Here is an 18,095-nt window from a genome sequence, read left to right on the forward strand (position 1 = left end):
GGCTGCCAGCCGCGACGCACGTGGTCGGTGGCGTGGCCGTTGAGTGCCTGGGGTTCGGCGTCGTACTCGTCGTCGGGATCGGCGCGCCGACGGCGACGTCCGGTGCGCCCGGATCCGAGCGCCTCGGCGACGACCGGCGACGGCGTCTCGACACCGGTGCCGTCATCCGCCCCCGGTGCGCTGTGGCGTGAGCGGCGACGTTCGCGCGGCTCGGTATCGGCGTCACCGGCGAGCGGGTCGAAGCGGGTGATCGGGCCCGACATCGGCGAATAGACCGGCTCGGGCTCCGGGGCGTGCGGGGCAGGTGGTTCGTAAGAGGGAGCGAGGAATTGGGTGGCGGAGGAAGCGGACCCGTAACCGCTGACACCGGCCGAGCCGTTCACGCCGTGCGAACCGTTCACACCACCGGCCTCGCCCGAGCCGGGCGGCGGAACCTCATCATCGTCGTCTGGCGCCGAATGCGCGGAACGTCCGCTGTCGATCACCGGAAGGTCGCCGGTCAGTTCGGCGACCGACAGCCCGCGTCCGGCTCGGCGGCGCCGGCCACCACCGGACGAGGCCGCTCCCTGCTGGCCGTTGCGGGCCAGCAGTTCGGCGACCGACAGCTGTTTGGATTCCTCACTCATGAAGGCACCGTTTCGATCGGGCCCGCCGACGCGGCGCCGCCGGGCGCGGCAGCGCTGAGGCCTGCTGCCGTACCCGGTGTGCCTGTGACAAGCGGTCCACCGTTCATATCGGTATCCAGTTTGCGCAGGATCAGTCCCTCCCGCAGCGCCCACGGACAAATTTCGATGCTATCCAGCGATAGAGCCCGCATACTCGCCTCCGCGACCAAGGCACCGGCCACCAGTTGCTGGGACCGGTCCGCACTCACGCCCTCCAGCTCCGCCCGGTCCGAGGCGGTCATCCTGGAGATGAAACCGATCAGTTGACGAAGACCTGAGCTGGTGAGTGTACGTCGAACCCGCGGGCCCGCGCCCGAGGGCGCCGCTCCGGTGAGCCGCGCCAGCGAACGGAAGGTCTTGGACGTGCCGACGGCGAGATCCGGTGCGCCCGCATCGATCACCTGTTTGGCAGGTGCGACGAGTTCGGCGTCCAGCCAGTCGCGCAGCACCGCGACCCTGCGCTTGCCCGGTGGGTCCTCGTGCAGCCACTCCCTGGTCAGCCGGCCGGCACCGAGTTGCAGCGACAGCGCCACATCGGGGTCTTCGTCGGCGCCGTTGGTGATCTCCAGCGAGCCGCCGCCGATATCGAGGTTGAGAATGCGGCCCGCGCTCCAGCCGTACCAGCGGCGCACCGCGAGAAACGTCAGCCGGGCCTCGTCCTCGCCGGAGAGCACCTTCAGATCGACGCCGGCCTCGGCGCGGACCCGCGCGAGCACCTCATCGGAATTGGTGGCGTCGCGCACGGCCGAGGTGGCGAAGGGCATCAGCTCCACGCACCGTGAGGTCTGGGCGATGCTGGCGAATTCCTTGACCGTCGCGATCAGCCGCTGGGCACCCGCTGGGGTGAGTTTCCCCTCGTCATCCATGTTTTCCGAGAGCCGCAACGTCGCTTTCGTCGAGCTCATCGGCATCGGATGGCCACCCCGATGCGCGTCCACCACCAACAGGTGAACGGTATTGCTTCCCACATCGAGTACCCCGAGACGCACATGAACACGGTACTCGCGACCGAGCGGCCGGACCTGATGCGGTCGACGACGCCGGGTGCGAGCTTCAGCTCAGGCGACCGAACTGTTAGCGTCGACAGGTGTGACGGCAGGCGCAGCGGCATCCGGCCAGACCCGGCCGCGACCAGCGGGAAAGATGGACCCGACTCCCGAAGTCGACCTCGATTTCCCGCGTGAATGGATCGAATTCGTCGATCCGGCAAACGACGAGCATCTCATCGTCGCCGACCTCACCTGGCTGCTGTCGCGCTGGACGTGCGTGTTCGGTACCCCCGCCTGTCAAGGCATCCTCGACGACCGCCCCGATGACGGCTGCTGCTCGCACGGCGCCTTCCTCGCCGACACCGACGACCGCAAGCGCCTGCAAAAGGCTGTGAAAATGCTCACACCGCAGGATTGGCAGCTGATGGACCAGGCGCGCAACGCCGAGGGCAAGGTCAGCAAGAAGGGCTATCTGGAGCTCGACGAGCTCGAGGACGAGCCCGCCCTGCGCACCCGCCGCTACGACGGAGCCTGCATCTTCCTCAACCGTCCCGGTTTCGCGGGCGGGGTCGGCTGTGCGCTGCACACCATGGCGTTGCGGCGCGGAATCGAACCGCTCGAGGTCAAGCCGGACGTGTGCTGGCAGTTGCCGATCCGGCGCACCCAGGACTGGGTGGACCGTCCCGACGGCGTGCAGATCCTGCGCACCGTGATCACCGAATACGACCGCCGCGGGTGGGGCCCCGGCGGTGCGGACCTGCACTGGTACTGCTCGGGTTCCCCGGACGCGCATGTCGGCGCGCGACCGGTCTGGCAGTCCTACGGTCCCGAGCTGACCGAACTACTCGGCAAGCCCGCTTACGACGAGCTGGCCAGGCACTGCAAGCGCCGCGAAGGGCTCGGGCTGATCGCCGTGCATCCGGCGACGGTGCACGCCGACCGCATGCGCGATCACGCGGCGACGGCCGAACAGTCCGCGTAGGCGCGGACTCGGCGTCGGGACCTCATCCCGTGGCTCTCGGCCCGCATGGTCCCCGGTCGGCCCGCCGCGATCCGAGGGGCACAGCACCGGCCGGCGATGGGCTGCTGACCGTGCTCGGAGGTCAGGCCTCGAGCTTGTATCCGAGGCCGCGCACCGTCACCAGGTGCTCCGGCCGCGCCGGATCCGCTTCGATCTTCGAACGCAGCCGCTTGACGTGCACATCCAGAGTTTTGGTGTCGCCGACGTAGTCCGCGCCCCAGACCCGGTCGATGAGCTGGCCGCGGGTCAGCACCCGGCCGGAATTGCGCAGCAGGTATTCGAGCAGATCGAACTCCTTGAGCGGCAACGTCACCGGCTTGCCGTTCACCAGCACGGTGTGCCGGTCGACGTCCATGCGCACCGGGCCGGCCTCGAGCACGCCGTTCTCACTGCCCCCGTCGAGTTCGTCGCCCGCGCCGCGGCGCAGCACGGCGCGGATGCGGGCGATGAGCTCGCGCGCCGAATACGGCTTGGTGACGTAGTCGTCGGCGCCCAATTCCAGGCCGACCACCTTGTCGATTTCGCTGTCGCGGGCGGTCACCATGATCACCGGCACACCGCTGCGGGTGCGCAGCTGCTTGCACACGTCGGTGCCGCTCATGCCGGGCAGCATCAGATCGAGCAGCACGATGTCGGCACCGGACCGGTCGAACTCGGCGAGCGCGGACGGGCCGTCACCCACGACGGTGACCTCGAAACCTTCCTTCTTCAGCAGGAAGGCGAGCGGGTCGGCCAGCGACTCCTCATCCTCGACGATCAACACACTCGTCATCTGCGTGCCTCCACACCATTGGTTCGGCCCGGCGCTATCGGGCGCGGGCTGGTTTCCTTCTTGCTCATCACCACGCCGCCGGCTTCTTCCTCGCCGTCGGTTTCGTGATGTGCCGGTATACGCAGGGTGAAAGTCGAGCCGGTGCCCAACTTGCTCCACAGCGTGATCTCACCGTTGTGGTTGGCGGCCACGTGTTTGACGATAGCCAGCCCGAGGCCGGTGCCGCCGGTCGAGCGCGAACGCGCCTTGTCCGAGCGGAAGAATCGTTCGAACACCCGCTCTTGGTCTTCCTTGGCGATACCGATGCCGCGATCGGTGACGGCCATGGCGACGTGGTCGCCGCGCAACGACCGGCTGACCGAGACGTGCGATCCGGCCGGAGAGTACGCGATGGCGTTCTCCACCAGGTTCGACAGCGCCGTCACCAGCAGCGTCTCGTCGCCGAGCACCTCGAGCCCGCTTGGCCGGTCGGTGCTGACGGTGATGCCCGCGGCTTCGGCGGTGGTGCGGGAGCGGTCCACCGCCTGCATCACCACGGTGTCGACGTCGACCACTTCCAGTTGCGGCAGCTTCTCCGCCCCTTGCAGCCGGGACAGCGCGATCAGTTCGGTGACCATCTTGCCGAGCCTGCGTGACTCGCCGAGCACACGCTCGCCGAAGTGGCGCACGGCGTCGGGGTCGTCGGCCGATTCCAGCAGCGCCTCGGCGAGCAGGCTCATCGCGCCGACCGGCGTCTTGAGCTCATGGCTGACGTTGGCGACGAAATCGCGGCGGGTGGCTTCCATGCGCGCCTGTTCGGAGTCGTCGTCGGCGAACAGGACGGTGAAGTTGGTTTCCTCGCGCGAGAGTGGCCTGGCCACGCCGCGCACCGCGATGCGGCTGCGGCCGGGCACCGGATTCTTGGCGGTCAGATCGAACTCCGCGGATTCGCCGCTGGCCAGTACCTTCTCCACGGCCGCCCAGGCGCGCTCGTCGAGCAGCCGGTTGCGGACCAGGCCGAGTTCCTCGGCGCGCGGGTTGACCAGCACGACGTCGCGGTACTCATCGACGACCGCGATTCCGCTTTCCGAAGCCAGCACGATGAGGTCGAGCACCTGCGACATGGTGAGGCCGGATTCGGCCTGCCTGCGCGCGGCCTGCCTGGCATTCATATACGGGATGAGCAGTCCGCCGATCGCCAGTCCGACGACAGCCGCGACGACTGCCAGCAACACGGCCTGGGGAACACTCACACTATGAATCGTACGGTCGCCGGCCGCGGCCGCTACGCCAGGTCCGCGAAGTTTCACGCAGGTCACAGGTGCTTATGGCGACGTTAGCCAGGCGTTCACTTGTTGTTCGGCCAAAGCCGGGCGTAACCGGGCGACGCCGTGGTTACGGCGTGTCGTACAAGGCGGCGTTGACCGCGGCGCCGTGCGCCTCGACCCATTCGCCCAGCGCGTAGATCGGACCGAGGAGATCGCGCCCCGCCTCGGTGAGCACGTAGTCGACGCGGGGCGGGGCCCCCGGATAGCTGCCGCGCTCGACCAGCGTCATCCGCTCCATCCGGCGCAGGGTCTGGGTCAGCATCTTCTGGCTGATGCCGCCGATCGCCGCCCGCAGATCGCGCGGACGCATCGGGCCATCGCGCAGCAGGTACACCACGACCGGAAGCCATGTATTGCCGAACAGGTCCACGCCCATCCGGGCCGGGCAGTCCGATTCGAAATCGCCGTACGGGGCGAACTCCACCTGCACGTCCTCCAGAGTGCCACTGCCGTCACGCACCCGGAGGTGCCTATCGGAATACCTACCGTCGGCGGCGACAGATCTTCGACAAGGCCGACCGGTCTTCGAGCACAGGAGTGACCATGCGAATCGGGATCATCGGCGCCGGACAGATGGCGCGCGCACTGGGTGGCGGGTGGGCCGCAGCCGGACACGAGATCGTCATCGGCGCTCGTGATCTCGCCGCGGCTCAGCAGGCGGCGTGCGCGATCGGCCACGGCACGGGCAGCGGCGACATTCGCGACGCGGCGAGCTTCGGCGACGCGGTGCTCCTCGCCGTCCCGGCCGGGGCCCTCGACGACGTCCTCACGATCGCCTCGGAGACGTTGACCGGCCGCACGGTCATCGACTGCACCAACGCGTTCGCTCCTGATACCGCGGCGACCGAGGGCGTGATCGCCTTCGTGCTGTCGGAGGACGCGGTCGCAGAACGGGTCGCCGCCACCGCTCCTGGTGCACAGGTGGTGAAGGCGTTCAATGTGTGCGCTGCGGAAGTATTCGCCGGCACGACAAGGGTTTTCGACAACCGGCCACTGGCGGTGCCGATCTGCGGTGATGATCCGGCGGCGGTGCTCCTGGTGGCAGGTCTGGCCGAAGATCTGCGGCTCGTCCCGATACTCGCGGGCGGCCTGCACCGGGCGCGCTACTTGGAAGCCACTGCGGTATTCACCGTCGGACTGTGGTTCGCCGGATATGACGCGCGCGCCGCATTCCCGCCAGTCGAAGCGGCTTTCGCGGTCGCCGAGTGATCCGTGCCGACGCCGCGACGGAACTCACCGCGTGAAACGAGCAGCGGGGCCGCGCGAGTTCGGATTCTCACGCGACCCCGCTGGGCCACAGGTTCGGCGCGGCGATTCCCCTCCGTGATCGCCGCGCCTGATTCAGGAGCGACCGAGGGCGGGTGTCACCAGCCCGTGTTCCCCCGCACCGGGATGTTGACGAAGCTCGGGCGCTGGGGGTCCAGCTGGACGTGCTGCGGCTTCAGTTCGGTGTCGGCCAGCATGGGCAGGATCGGCAGGCCCTTCGGGAAGTTGCCCGCGTAGACGTCGACGCGCAGCCGGTGGCCCGGCTTCAGCAGGGCCTCGGTGGCGGGCAGGCCGATGTCGAGGGTGGTGGCCTCGCCGGGGACGGTCTTCTTGCGCTTCTCGACCGAGGTGAACGGGCGCGGGTCGGTGTAGTCACCGTTGCCGGAGCGGCTGCTGTTGGCCTGATCGACCTCGCGCAGCGAGGCCATCAGCTGGCCGGAGGACAGCACCGTCGACTGGCCGTCGGGCGCGACATCGTTGACCGTCACCACCCAGTAGCCGTCGGTGGCGTCCTGAACGGTATTGAGCCGCACCGCGATCGGGCCGGAGATGGTGGTCGCCTCGGCGACCGGCGCACTGGTGAAGGTCAGCCCGTTGAGTTCCTGGATGCGGGAATCCTTGGCGCAACCGTCGATGATCGACAGCACGCCTGCGGTGCCCTGCGCGGCATCGTTGGAGCACAGGCTGGTGAGGCCGGGCGCGACGGTCAGGCGGGCGGTGTCGCTGGTGACGCCGGCGGTGAGCGAGCCGTCGTGCACGCTGCGCGCGGTGCCGCTCGGCGCGGCCGACAGGTACATCCGCCGGTGCTCGGCACGCTGGTCGGCCGGGGCCGATTCGCCGAAACCGCCGCGGGTGACCCAGCCGCCGCCCTGCTGACGCAACGTCACCGGGCCGTAGCTGTCGATGCCGTTATCGATGCCCTTGAGCCACTTGTCGAACCACGCGCGCTGCAACACGTCCAAGCGCGGCGGCAGGCCCGGCTTGCCGTACTCGTTGCCGGAGTTCAGGTGATAGGTGTTGCCCATCAGCAGCTGCTTCTGGCCCGGCGGCAGCGAGATCTTGTTGTAGATCTTGGATTCGGAGTAGGTGAACAGATCGTGCCAGCCGCCGACCACGAAGGTCGGGGTCGTGATCTTGGACGGATCACCCAGCCACGCTTGCCGTTCCGGGCTGTTGTGGTCGAGCATGCCGTGCAGGCGCGGGTCGATGTCGTCGATGTTCACCTTGGTGTAGGCGTTGAGGAAGACGTCGAGGTAGGTGAACGGCGAGGCCAGCCGGTCGGTCAGCCACTGCTGATCGAAGGTGCCGAGCACCAGCGAGGACACGTCCGGCACCCACTTGAGGCCGTTGATCGCGGTGAGCCACAGCGGAATGAAGTTGAAGCCGAAGCCGCCGCCGGGCATGAGCACGTCGTTGGCCAGATCGCTACCCGGTACCACCGGGAAGATGGCCTTCAGCGCGGCCGGCTGCTTCTCGGCGGCCTGCACCTGGTTGATGCCGGAGTAGGAGATGCCGTTCATGCCGATCTTGCCGGTCGACCACGGCTGCTTCGACGCCCACTCGATCACCTCGACGGTGTCCTGCTGCTCCCGATCGCGGAGCATGTCCCAGACACCTTGGGAGAAGCCGGTTCCGCGCACATCGACCACGACCTGCGAGTAGCCGCTCTTCACCAGCTGCCGGTCGACGGCGAAATTACGCAGCTCACCACCGGCGAAGGCCTTGGTGAGGTCGGTGACGCCGGACAGTGGGGTGCCGCTGAAGTCGATATCGCGCAGCAGTTGCAGCAGCGCGTCCGACAGACCGGGGACCGACCCGGCGTGATCGGCCAGATTCGACACCAACTTGGTGTAGGGCGTCATGTTGACGATGGTCGGCGTCTTCGTGTCGACCGGGCGCCCGGACTCGTCGGCGGGACGGTAGACGTTGCCCTTGAGCACCGTGCCGTCGCTCATCGTGATCGGCACGTCCCATTCGATATGGATCTTCGGGTACTGCTGGGCGCCGTCATGGGACGCGGCCCAGCTCGCCCCTGCCGCACCACCGTCCGGACCGACCGCGGCGGGCCGCGCGAGCGCGCTCTGTCCCAGTAGGGGAACGAGCAGCACCGCCGCCACCATCATCACGACGGCCCGTAAGACGTACTTCATCGGACGTGACCCACCTCTCGCACTGGTCAGACGAGCAGCAGCCTACACAGCCCTTACCGCGGAGTAATAATCGTCAGTCACTTAGCGCGCTCGGCGGCCGGTCGGACGCCGATTTTGCGAGGTCCCGAGGACGCTCGAGAGCGGCGACCGACCCAGACGGGTGCTGGTGCGTGATCGGGCCGAAACGCTAGCGCGCCGCGTCTCGACGTGAGACGCGGCGCGCTGAAGAGGTGTGCGAGAAGTGCTTACTTGCCGCCCTGGCTCGCGACAGCGGCGGCACCGGCCGCGGCGGCCTCCGGATCGAGGTATTCACGCGGACGCACCGGGCGCAGGTTCTCGTCGAGCTCGTAGCGCAGCGGGATGCCGGTGGGGATGTTCAGGCCGGCGATATCGTCATCGGAGATCTGGTCGAGGTGCTTGACCAGGGCGCGCAGCGAGTTGCCGTGCGCGGCGACCAGCACGGTCTTACCCGAGAGCAGATCCTTGGAGATGGTCGACTCCCAGTACGGCACCATCCGGTTCACCACGTCGAGCAGGCATTCGGTGCGGGGGACCTCGATGCCGTCATAGCGCGGATCGCCGGTCTGGCTGTACTCGTTGTCGGCCTCGATCGGCGGCGGCGGGGTGTCGTAGCTGCGACGCCACAGCATGAACTGCTCGTCGCCGTACTTGTCCCGGATCTGCGCCTTGTTCTTGCCCTGCAACTCGCCGTAATGCCGCTCGTTCAGGCGCCAGTCACGCACCACCGGAATCCAATGCCGGTCGGCCGCGTCCAGGGCGATGTTGGCGGTGCTGATCGCGCGGCGCAGCAGCGAGGTGTAGACGATGTCGGGCAGGATGCCGTGCTCGGCCAGCAGTTCGCCGGCCCGCTTGCCCTCGGCGATGCCCTTGTCCGTCAAATGGACGTCCACCCAGCCGGTGAACAGATTCAGGGCATTCCATTCGCTCTCGCCGTGGCGCAGCAACACGAGGGTGTACGTCATGCGGGCCATCCTGCCATGGTCGGATCGGTGACGGGCGGGCACCTCGAGGGGGTGCGGGGCCGGTCAGGGGATCGGGGAGCTCGTGCCGAAGCGCGGGCAGCCTGATGCGGCACTCAGCCGACTGCGGGCAGATCCGCCGCGAGGATGGCGGCGCCGACGAGGGTGGCGCCGTCGGCGAGCGTCGACAGGTGCACCCGCAGATCGCGGATGAAGTTCAGTCCCGCATGCCGGGTGATGGCCGCGCGCATCGGGCCCCACAGCGGTTCGCCGGAATGCGCGAAGCCGCCGCCGATGACGACGGTGTCGACGTCCAGCAGCGCCGCCGCCGAACTGACGGCCTGCCCGAGCGCGGTCCCGGCCCGTTCCAGCGCCGCGAGCGCGATCCGGTCGCCGGCCGCGGCCGCCCGCGCCAGCTCCGCCCCGTTCGCACCGGTCCACCCCTGCTCCCTGGCCCACCGCGCCGACGACATCCCACTCGCGACCGCCTCGACGCACCCGAAACCACCGCAGGCACACGGCACATCCCAGCCCGGAACAACGATGTGCCCGATGTGGCCCGCGTTGCCGGTCCGGCCGGAAGCGACGCGACCGTCGACCAGCAGCCCGCCACCGATCCCGGACGAGACCGTCATCGCCAGTGCGTTCGGCACACCGCGCAACGCACCCGAATGATGTTCGGCCAGCGCCAGACACGCGCCGTCGATGGCGAATCGCACTGCGGCACCGGGAAACAGCGCACCGACCGCGTCAACGATGGCGAACCCTTCCCGCCACTCCGGAATATTCAACGGCCCGGCGATCCCCGCAGGCACATCCACCGGCCCCGCCGATCCGACCCCGACCGCACTCACCGCCTCTCCCGCCGCGACCTCGACCAACAGCCCCCGGCACGCCTCCCACACCCCCGACTCCGGCACCGCAACCCGCCGCACCCCCGTCACCCGTCCCCGCTCGTCGACGACCCCCGCCGCGAACTTCGTCGCCCCGATATCGAGCGCCAGCACCGCCACGTCGCCTCCCTCATCACTACGCCGCCACGATTGTCGCCCACCCCGCTCCCCCGAGCGCAGCGGAGCGAGCCACCTAGCGCCGTGTCGAACGCCGTTACGAGGTGGCCATCAGCGCCGCGCCCCGCCCGCTCCCGCCGGAACGCCACAACCGCGAACTGCCGAGCGGCGATGAGCCGTGCGGCATACGACTCGACTGGAAATTGACTGGTGCTCGATCACCGGCGGACGCATGCTCTGCCCGTGACCGATGACGACCCCCAGATCGTGACCATCTTCCGCTCGCGTCTACGTCCGGACGCCGAAGCCAACGGCTACCCCGCGATGGCCGACCGGATGGAAGAACGCGCCCGCGCGATGCCCGGTTTCCTCGACATCAAGACCTACACCGCCGCCGACGGCGAACGGGTCTCCATCGTCGTCTTCGACAACCGCGCCCATCACGACGCGTGGCGCAGCGATCCCGAACACCGCCGCGCCCAGCAGCTCGGCCGGACCGATTTCTACAGCGAGTACTCCATCACCGTCTGCGAGCAGCTGCGCCACCACGGCTTCCGGCAGGCGGAATAGGGATGCGCCTCGATGGCGGCACCCTGGGCGTCGTCGCCGAACGGGTCCGGGCCGAGCCCGCCCGATCGCGGCATGACGAGCCGGCGGGTCGTCGTATCGCGACCCACCGGTTCACGCGGTCATCGAACTACCGGAACCTCACGCCATTTCCGGCACCCGCAGGTGCGCGAGGGCCAGTTCGAACTCGCGGACGTCGAGGGCCTCGACACCGGTCTGCCGGGCCGCGTCGACGCGCAGGGCGGCGGACTGTTCGCGGCTGCGGCGCATGGCCTCGGCGTCGTCGTAGGTGGTGCAGGAGACGGCGCGGCCCGACCTGCGGTTGATCATCAGGCTCGCGCTGCAGAACCCGTCGAGTTCCTCCATCGCGGGCAGGGTGCCGGCCTTGTAGACCTCGACGGCCGCGTCGATGCGGCTGGGATCGGTCTTCACCCAGGTGGCGCGCACGCAGGCGCCCTCGTGGGTGCGGTGGGCCCGGTGCAGGCCGGCGATTTCCCATTCCTCGACGTGCGCGCTGCCGCCGAACAGGGCGATCGCGCGCTCGCGGATCGGGCCTACCCGTTCCGCGCTGGCATGCATGGCCTCTTCGGTTTCCCAGGAGCTGGTGGCAATGCAGCGGCCGTTGGTCCGGTCGACCATCAGCGACAGTCCGACGCACCCGGGTATTTCTTGGAGTTCAGGCAGCACGACATCACGCATATGCGCAATCCCGTCGTCGATAGCGGAGGGTTGCGCCTGAATCGTGGTAGATCGCGCGTACACGATCCACCCCCTCTCTGCTTCGGGGCAGCGCCCGGTGGCGCCACCGGTGCTCTTCACGATGCTCGCTCGAGCACGCAGAGGCAAGAGGCCGTTCGCCTCATCAGGAGGTGCGGCGGGCGAAGCGGCCTGGGTCGGCCTGGTCGCGCGGCTTGACGATGATCTGGTCCAGGTTGACGTGTGGCGGCCGCGACGCGGTGAAGGCGACGATTTCGGCGATGTCCTGGGCGACCAGCGGGTCGATGCCTTCGTAGACCTTCGCGGCGCGCTCCTCGTCGCCGGAGAAGCGGACCAGGGAGAACTCGGTTTCCACTGCGCCGGGCGCGATTTCGGTGAGCCGGACCGGCTTGCCGAGCAGCTCACCACGCAGCGTGCGGTGCAGCACCGCCTGGGCGTGCTTGGCGGAGGTATAGCCGGAGCCGTTGTCGTAGGCGTGGAAGGCCGCCACGGAGGTGATGGTGACGATGAGCCCGTCGCCGGAGTCGATGAGCTTGGGCAGCAGCGCCTTGGTCACCCGCAGGGTGCCGAGCACATTGGTCTCCCACATCCAGCGCCAGTCGTCGAGGTCGGCCTCGGCGACCGTGGCCAGGCCTTTGGCGCCGCCGGCATTGTTGACCAGCACGTCGACGCGCTCGATGGCGTCGGTGAAGGCGCGCACCGAGTCGTCGGAGGTCACGTCGAGTTCGAGTGCGGTGCCGCCGATCTCCTCGGCCAGCCGCTGCAATCGGTCGACCCGGCGGGCCCCGACATACACGTGGTAGCCCTGCTTCGCGAGCTCGCGGGCGGTGGCCTCCCCGATTCCCGAGCTGGCTCCGGTGACGACAGCGGTACGTGTACTCATAACCGTCGAGCCTAAAGGGCCTCCACCAGCCGCGCCGCGCGCCCGCCGCGGATCACCTCGCCCCGCACGCGCTCACCGGATCCGCCGCCGACGGCGAGCCGCTAGCCTGACGCCATGGGTATTCGGGAAGTCGTCAGCGCGGACGGAACCAGCATCGTCTACCGGGTCAGCGGCACGGCCGAGGGCAGGCCGCTGGTGCTGCTGCACGGATGGTCGGCGAACCTGCGGTGCTGGGGCCAGGCCGCCGACGACCTCGCCGAGAAGTACCGCGTGATCGCGGTCGATCTGCGTGGCCACGGCTACTCCGGCGCGCCGGAATCCGGCTACGACGATCCGAAGAACTGGGCCGCCGATCTCGCCGCCGTACTCTCCGCCGAATCCATCGAGTCCGGCGCCGTACTGCTCGGCTGGTCCTACGGCGGCATCGCGATCAGCGACTACCTCACCGCCTACGGCACCGGCGCGGTCGCCGGCGTGATCTTCACCGGCTCGCTGGCCAATATCGGCCCCGACGTCCCGGGCGCGGCGGTGGGCCCGGCCATGCAGACCGCGATTCCCTCGGTCTTCGAGGAGAGCGCGGGCCGGGCCATGCGCGGTTTCGCCGCCTTCGGCAATTCCAATACCGGGCCGGGCGCGGACAAGGGCGTCGACGCGCAACGGCTGTTCGGCGCGAGCCTGTCCACTCCGCCGTTCGTGCGCAAGGCGCTGTTCTACCGGACCGTCGACAACTCCGAAACCCTGCGCAACCTCGACATTCCGGTGCTGGTGCTGCACGGCACCGCCGACCCGGTGGTCCCCATCGACAACGGCCGCTACATCGCCGAGCTGGCCCCGAAGTCGCGCACCTCGTTCTGGGAGGACGCCCAGCACGGGCTGTTCATCGAGGACCGCGAGCGGTTCGTCGGTGAGGTGAGCGAGTTCGTCGACGGGCTCTGACTCGCGGGAGTGAGCGAGCTCACGCCCGGCTTGTGATGGCTGTCACTCGTCGGGAAGGGGGCACCTGAACGGGGCGTTACACGATGCAGTATGGACAGTGTGAGTCAACGCCCGGAACCACGGCCCCGTCGGATCGCCGTGTTGTCGGTGCATACCTCACCACTCGCGCAGCCGGGCACCGGCGATGCGGGCGGCATGAACGTCTACGTGCTGCAAACCGCCATCGAGCTGGCCCGGCGTGGCACCGAGGTGGAGATCTTCACCCGGGCCACCTCCTCCAACGTCCCCCCGGTGCAGGAAGCCGCGCCGGGCGTGCTGGTGCGCAATGTGGTGGCGGGCCCGTTCGAGGGCCTGGACAAACACGATCTGCCCACGCAGCTGTGCCCGTTCACCGCCGAGGTGCTGCGCCAAGAGGCCAGGCATCTGCCCGGTCATTACGACCTGGTGCATTCGCATTACTGGCTGTCCGGCCAGGTGGGCTGGCTGGCCCGGGATCGCTGGCGGGTGCCGCTGGTGCACACCGCGCACACCCTCGCCGCGGTGAAGAACGCCGCGCTGGCCGAAGGCGATTGTCCCGAGCCCGCGACCCGCGAGATCGGCGAGAAGCAGGTGATCGCCGAGGCCGACCGGATGGTCGCCAATACCGATGCCGAGGCCCGCCAGCTCGTCGAGCTCTACGGCGCCGAGCCGGACCGGATCGATGTGGTGCCGCCCGGCGCCGACCTGAGCCGCTACCTTCCCGGCGACAAGGCCGCCGCCCGCGCGGAGTTCGGCCTGCCCGCCGACGAGCAGATCGTCGCGTTCATCGGCCGCATCCAGCCGTTGAAGGCGCCCGATGTGCTGGTACGCGCCGCCGCCGAGGTGCTGCGCCGCGAACCGGATCGCAAGCTGCGCGTGCTCATCGTGGGCGGCCCTTCGGGCAGTGGCCTGAAACGCCCCGACGCGCTCATCGAACTCGCCGCCGAACTCGGCATCGCCGACCGGGTGACGTTCCTGCCGCCGCAGTCCGCCGACCGGCTGGTGCAGATCTATCGCGCCGCCGACTTGGTCGCGGTCCCCAGCTACAACGAATCCTTCGGCCTGGTCGCACTCGAGGCGCAGGCCAGCGGCACGCCCGTGCTGGCCGCCGATGTGGGCGGGCTCGGCACCGCAGTACGCGATCAGCACACCGGCCTGCTGGTGCCCGGCCACCGCACCGACGACTGGGCCGGCGCCCTGACCACCCTGCTCGACGCCCCCGACCGGCTCACCGAGATGGGCGCGCGGGCCGTCGAACACGCCGCGGGCTTCTCCTGGGCGCACACCGCCGACGGACTGCTGGCCAGCTATTCGGCCGCACTGTCCCGATTCGCCGACGACCGCTCCGGCCCCGCCGCCTTCGGGGCCCGGCCGACTATCCTCGGCGACAGTCAGGCCAGATCGCGGGCGCTGTGGCGGCGCCGGACAGGAGCACGCCGATGAGCCAGGTACCCGAGGCAGCGGCCGTCGCCGACGTCATCGACGCGACGCTGGCCGACCGCGAGATCGAATACACCCGCCCCGCCGAGGACACCTTCGTCGTCGTGCTGCCCGGCGAGCGCAAGCTGAAGACCACGCTCATGCTCACCGTCGGCAAGCACGGGGTGCGGATCGAATCGTTCGTCTGCCGCAAACCGGACGAGAATTTCGAAGGCGTCTACAAATACCTGCTGCGCCGCAACCGCAAGCTCTACGGTGTGGCCTACACCCTGGACCGCGTGGGTGACATCTACCTCGTCGGCCGGATCTCCAACCACGCCGTCGACCCCGACGAACTCGACCGCATTTTCGGCCAGGTCCTCGAGGCCGTCGATTTCGACTTCAACACCCTGCTCGAACTGGGGTTCGCCGAATCCATTCGCAAGGAATGGAAGTGGCGGGTCTCGCGCGGGGAATCGTTGAAGAACCTGCGCGCGTTCGAGCACTTGATCGACGAATCGTCCGATACGCCTTAGGTTTTCCGGGTATTACCGTCCGCCGGCAGGCTGCGGCGAGAACAAGCCGGCCACCCTCACACGCCGGTCGGCTGCAGCCGGACCCGGGACGCCGGAATCAGCGCCCACCCGCGGGCTGCGGCGGAACTGGTGTCGCCGAGATGGTCGTCGCCGGCTTCCCATTCAGCGCCGACATCGATTTCCACGTGGCCCAGTCGATGGTCCAGTCATAGAGATCTCCGTCGGCGGCCGACAGCGGGATCCGGGTGCCGGTGACCTCGACCGGATCGCCGTACCGCGACGTGGCGAAATAGGCTTCGGCGTGGGCGGGTGAGAGGTTGATGCACCCATTGGTGACGTTGGCCGCGCCCTGCGCCGACAATGAGGCCGGGTTGGCGTGGATGAATTCGCCGTTGTTGGAGATCCGCACCGCCCACCGTTCGCGCACGTTCTCGTAATACGGCGGATTCGACATCATGAAGTCCTCGTACTTCTCGGTCACCACGTGGATTCCCGAGCGGGTCACATTGCGGTCCTCATTGCCCTCGCCGTAGCTGACCGGGAAGTCGAAGATGACCTCGCCGTCACGCACCACCTGCATGCGGTGGCTGGGGGCGTCGGCCTTGACGATCTGGGCCCGTCCGATGCTGAAATCCGAGGTGAGGTCGGCGTCGCCGTACTTGCCGTTGCCGAGATCGAGTCCATAGAGCATGGCCGCGACGTGCACGCGGGTGCCGGGCGTCCAGTACTCCTTGGGCCGCCAGTGCAGCCGGGAGCCGCCGTTGTCGTCGGGGAACCAGGCCCATGCGCCCTCGGTGGGCGGATCGGTGGTGACGGTGAGCGCCTTCTCCACCGCGGCCTTGTTCTGCACCGGCGCCTTGAACTGGACGATGATCGGGGCCGCGATGCCGACTTCCTGACCGTCGCCGATATTGAGCGTGGCCGGGACGGTGGCCTTCGGCGCGAGGGTGGTGAAGGTGCCGTCGATCGGGACAGGTTTGCCGTCGGTACCGATCGCGGTGCCGGTCCAGGTGTAGGACGAGTCGTAGCCGAGCGGTTCGGTGGTGCGATAGCTGCGCTTGTCCGGCGACATCTCGCCCTCGACCTGCCTGCCGTTGGCGTTGGTCAGCGCGATCTGGTTGATGGTGCCGTTCTCGACCGTCACCGAGATCGGTGCGGTCGGGTTGACGTCGGTCGCGTCGGCATCCGGGCTCATCGTGACCGAGGCGATCGGTTCGTCGGACGCGGCTCCGGAGCCCGCGCGGTCGCTCGTGCATCCGGCGATCAGCGCCACCACCGCGAGCAGCACACCCGCCACAGCGGCAGCCGGCCGGAACGTGTCTGGTCGGTTGCTCACCCCATCGAATCTACGCCCGGCAAATCGGTCGGCTGACCATCCTCGCGCCGAATCGGCGGGTACGGGTGTGTGTTCGGCCACGTCGACGCCGTTGTTTGCTGCCGCGAGACCTTATGCGACAGCAATCGCGCAGCTACCGATACAGCGGCGTCCTTACAGCGTGATCCCGACGGTGACCGGCTCCGGAACCAGCCCGACCCCGAACCGCTCGGCAACCCCGTCGCGGACGGTGCGCGCCAGCGCGACCAGATCGGCCGCCGTCGCCGCACCCCGATTGGTCAGCGCCAGCGTGTGCTTGGTCGACAACCGCGCGGCCGCCTCCGGCCCCGGGAACCCCTTGCCGAAGCCGGCCCGTTCGATCAACCAGCCGGCCGACAGTTTCACCCCGTCCGGCGCCGGATAGGTCGGGATCGCCACCTCCCCGACATGCGCGCGGATCGCCGCAAGCACCTGCTCGGCCCGATCCTGCGCCACCACCGGATTGGTGAAGAACGAGCCCGCGCTCCAGGTGTCGTGATCGGCCGGGTCGAGCACCATCCCCTTGCCCGCACGCAGCTTCAGCACGGCCTCCCTGACCTGCGCGGCAGGCCGTGATTCGCCGTCGGCCGCGCCGAGCATCCGGGCGAGTTCGCCGTAGCGCAGCGGCGCGCTGGCCCCGCTGGGATCGAGTGCGAATTCGACCGCGAGCACCACCGCCCGATCGCTGTGCTTGAGCACACTGGTGCGATAGCCGAACCCCAGTTCGTCCGGTTCGGCCCAGCGGATCTCCCCGGTGGTGCGGTCGAGCAGCCGGACCCGGCGCAGCAACCGGTCGACCTCCACGCCGTAAGCGCCGACGTTCTGCACCAGCGTCGCCCCTGCGGACCCGGGAATCCCGGACAGGCATTCCAGCCCGCCGAACCCGGCCTCGACGGTCGCCGCCACCACCGCGTCCCAGTTCGCGCCCGCCTCGGCGAGTACACCGTCGGTTCCGAAGGTGACCTCGGTCGTGCCCACCCGCACCACCACGCCGTCGAAGCCGTCATCGCTGATGAGCAGGTTGGATCCACCAGCGAGCAACAGCAGCGGGATGCCCGCCGCGTCGAGCGCGCGCACGGTCGCCACCAGCGCGTCGGTGCTCGCGCAGTCGGCGACCAGCGCCGGGCCGCCGACCCGCAGCGTCGTCAGCTCCGCGAGCCGTACCTCGTCGCGGATCGTCGCACCGGTGCCCGACAGCAGGTCACGCACGTGTTCCGAGGAGTCCAACGGTGAAGTTCGCACAGCCAGACGGTAGCGTGTCCGTCCATGGCTACACCCCTGGCGTATACGGCCCGCTACACCCATCCGGCCGCTGCCGTGCGCGCTGCCGTCGCCGACGAGCAGTACTGGAAGGACCGGATCGCCGCCGTCGGCGGGCCGAATGCCCGGCTGGAGTCGGTGAGCGTCGAGGGCGATCAGGTGCGCGTCGAGATGGTGCAGGCCATCGCCGCCGATCTGCTGCCCTCCGCCATCACCGCCGTGCGTCCCGGTGACCTGGTCATTCC

At 68.9% G+C, this 18,095-nt stretch carries 18 protein-coding genes and 1 pseudogene; 7 read left to right on the forward strand and 12 right to left on the reverse strand.

Annotation, left to right across the window (positions count from 1 at the left end):
- Together RJ05_RS23235 and RJ05_RS23240 are read right to left on the reverse strand one after the other, a co-directional pair.
- Positions 1-626, reverse strand: a pseudogene (locus RJ05_RS23235) (hypothetical protein); the annotation flags it as partial.
- Entirely contained in the window at positions 623-1,654 is a 1,032-nt protein-coding gene (locus RJ05_RS23240; RefSeq protein ID WP_036540615.1) for a Ppx/GppA family phosphatase, read from the reverse strand. The gene RJ05_RS23240 and the pseudogene RJ05_RS23235, both read right to left, overlap by 4 nt.
- A gap of 154 nt (positions 1,655-1,808) precedes the next feature.
- Between RJ05_RS23240 and RJ05_RS23245 the strand changes: the two genes are divergently transcribed.
- Complete coding sequence (locus RJ05_RS23245) at positions 1,809-2,636, forward strand: DUF3109 family protein (RefSeq protein WP_036540617.1); 828 nt, start codon at positions 1,809-1,811, stop codon at positions 2,634-2,636.
- Positions 2,637-2,757: 121 nt separating this feature from the next.
- Here the strand turns inward: RJ05_RS23245 and RJ05_RS23250 are convergent, their stop codons facing one another.
- The 3 genes from RJ05_RS23250 to RJ05_RS23260 all read right to left on the reverse strand — a co-directional run bounded on the left by RJ05_RS23250 (position 2,758) and on the right by RJ05_RS23260 (position 5,214).
- Positions 2,758-3,447 carry a response regulator gene (locus RJ05_RS23250; RefSeq protein WP_014353185.1) on the reverse strand — a complete coding sequence of 230 codons (690 nt, stop codon included), beginning with the start codon at positions 3,445-3,447 and terminating at the stop codon, positions 2,758-2,760.
- Positions 3,444-4,679 carry a sensor histidine kinase gene (locus tag RJ05_RS23255; protein ID WP_036540618.1) on the reverse strand — a complete coding sequence of 412 codons (1,236 nt, stop codon included), beginning with the start codon at positions 4,677-4,679 and terminating at the stop codon, positions 3,444-3,446. The genes RJ05_RS23250 and RJ05_RS23255 overlap by 4 nt, the downstream gene beginning before the upstream one ends.
- A 142-nt stretch (positions 4,680-4,821) precedes the next feature.
- Entirely contained in the window at positions 4,822-5,214 is a 393-nt protein-coding gene (locus RJ05_RS23260; protein WP_249040623.1) for a winged helix-turn-helix transcriptional regulator, read from the reverse strand.
- 83 nt (positions 5,215-5,297) lie between these two features.
- On the opposite strand from RJ05_RS23260, the gene RJ05_RS23265 reads away from it, so the two are divergent.
- Positions 5,298-5,963, forward strand: a complete 666-nt coding sequence (locus tag RJ05_RS23265) for an NADPH-dependent F420 reductase (protein WP_036540630.1) — start codon at positions 5,298-5,300, stop codon at positions 5,961-5,963.
- 155 nt (positions 5,964-6,118) lie between these two features.
- On the opposite strand, the gene RJ05_RS23270 is transcribed toward RJ05_RS23265, so the two are convergent.
- From RJ05_RS23270 to RJ05_RS23280, 3 genes are all read right to left on the reverse strand, one after another.
- A complete protein-coding gene (locus RJ05_RS23270) occupies positions 6,119-8,170 on the reverse strand; it encodes a CocE/NonD family hydrolase (RefSeq protein ID WP_036540619.1) in 2,052 nt (683 codons plus the stop codon).
- A gap of 245 nt (positions 8,171-8,415) precedes the next feature.
- Positions 8,416-9,153: a phosphoglyceromutase gene (locus RJ05_RS23275; RefSeq protein ID WP_036540631.1), complete on the reverse strand. Its 738-nt coding sequence runs from the start codon at positions 9,151-9,153 to the stop codon at positions 8,416-8,418.
- A 113-nt stretch (positions 9,154-9,266) separates the two neighbouring features.
- Positions 9,267-10,163, reverse strand: a complete 897-nt coding sequence (locus RJ05_RS23280) for an ROK family protein (protein WP_014353189.1) — start codon at positions 10,161-10,163, stop codon at positions 9,267-9,269.
- Positions 10,164-10,403: 240 nt separating this feature from the next.
- Between RJ05_RS23280 and RJ05_RS23285 the strand changes: the two genes are divergently transcribed.
- On the forward strand, positions 10,404-10,730 hold the full coding sequence (locus RJ05_RS23285) for an antibiotic biosynthesis monooxygenase family protein (RefSeq protein WP_138445658.1): 327 nt from the start codon (positions 10,404-10,406) through the stop codon (positions 10,728-10,730).
- 138 nt (positions 10,731-10,868) lie between these two features.
- On the opposite strand, the gene RJ05_RS23290 is transcribed toward RJ05_RS23285, so the two are convergent.
- Positions 10,869-11,489: an antibiotic biosynthesis monooxygenase gene (locus RJ05_RS23290; protein WP_138445657.1), complete on the reverse strand. Its 621-nt coding sequence runs from the start codon at positions 11,487-11,489 to the stop codon at positions 10,869-10,871.
- A gap of 100 nt (positions 11,490-11,589) precedes the next feature.
- A complete protein-coding gene (locus tag RJ05_RS23295) occupies positions 11,590-12,327 on the reverse strand; it encodes an SDR family NAD(P)-dependent oxidoreductase (protein WP_014353192.1) in 738 nt (245 codons plus the stop codon).
- A gap of 114 nt (positions 12,328-12,441) precedes the next feature.
- Between RJ05_RS23295 and RJ05_RS23300 the strand changes: the two genes are divergently transcribed.
- The 3 genes from RJ05_RS23300 to RJ05_RS23310 all read left to right on the forward strand — a co-directional run bounded on the left by RJ05_RS23300 (position 12,442) and on the right by RJ05_RS23310 (position 15,236).
- On the forward strand, positions 12,442-13,263 hold the full coding sequence (locus tag RJ05_RS23300) for an alpha/beta fold hydrolase (RefSeq protein WP_014353193.1): 822 nt from the start codon (positions 12,442-12,444) through the stop codon (positions 13,261-13,263).
- 90 nt (positions 13,264-13,353) lie between these two features.
- The gene (gene mshA, locus RJ05_RS23305; RefSeq protein ID WP_036540622.1) at positions 13,354-14,724 is read left to right on the forward strand and encodes a D-inositol-3-phosphate glycosyltransferase; all 1,371 of its coding nucleotides are present in this window, start codon (positions 13,354-13,356) and stop codon (positions 14,722-14,724) included.
- Positions 14,721-15,236, forward strand: a complete 516-nt coding sequence (locus RJ05_RS23310; protein WP_014353195.1) for a type III secretion system chaperone family protein — start codon at positions 14,721-14,723, stop codon at positions 15,234-15,236. Before mshA ends, RJ05_RS23310 begins: the two co-directional genes overlap by 4 nt.
- 97 nt (positions 15,237-15,333) lie before the next feature.
- On the opposite strand, the gene RJ05_RS23315 is transcribed toward RJ05_RS23310, so the two are convergent.
- Both RJ05_RS23315 and RJ05_RS23320 read right to left on the reverse strand, forming a co-directional pair.
- Positions 15,334-16,572, reverse strand: a complete 1,239-nt coding sequence (locus RJ05_RS23315) for a L,D-transpeptidase (RefSeq protein ID WP_051016834.1) — start codon at positions 16,570-16,572, stop codon at positions 15,334-15,336.
- A 153-nt stretch (positions 16,573-16,725) separates the two neighbouring features.
- The gene (locus tag RJ05_RS23320) at positions 16,726-17,766 is read right to left on the reverse strand and encodes a UDP-N-acetylmuramate dehydrogenase (RefSeq protein ID WP_051016836.1); all 1,041 of its coding nucleotides are present in this window, start codon (positions 17,764-17,766) and stop codon (positions 16,726-16,728) included.
- A 90-nt stretch (positions 17,767-17,856) separates the two neighbouring features.
- Here RJ05_RS23320 and RJ05_RS23325 point away from each other — a divergent pair.
- Positions 17,857-18,095: DUF2505 domain-containing protein (locus RJ05_RS23325; RefSeq protein ID WP_036540628.1), on the forward strand; the 239-nt coding region annotated here is incomplete at its 3' end.

Source organism: Nocardia cyriacigeorgica NBRC 100375 (genome assembly GCF_000308555.1).
Lineage (GTDB): Bacteria > Actinomycetota > Actinomycetes > Mycobacteriales > Mycobacteriaceae > Nocardia > Nocardia cyriacigeorgica.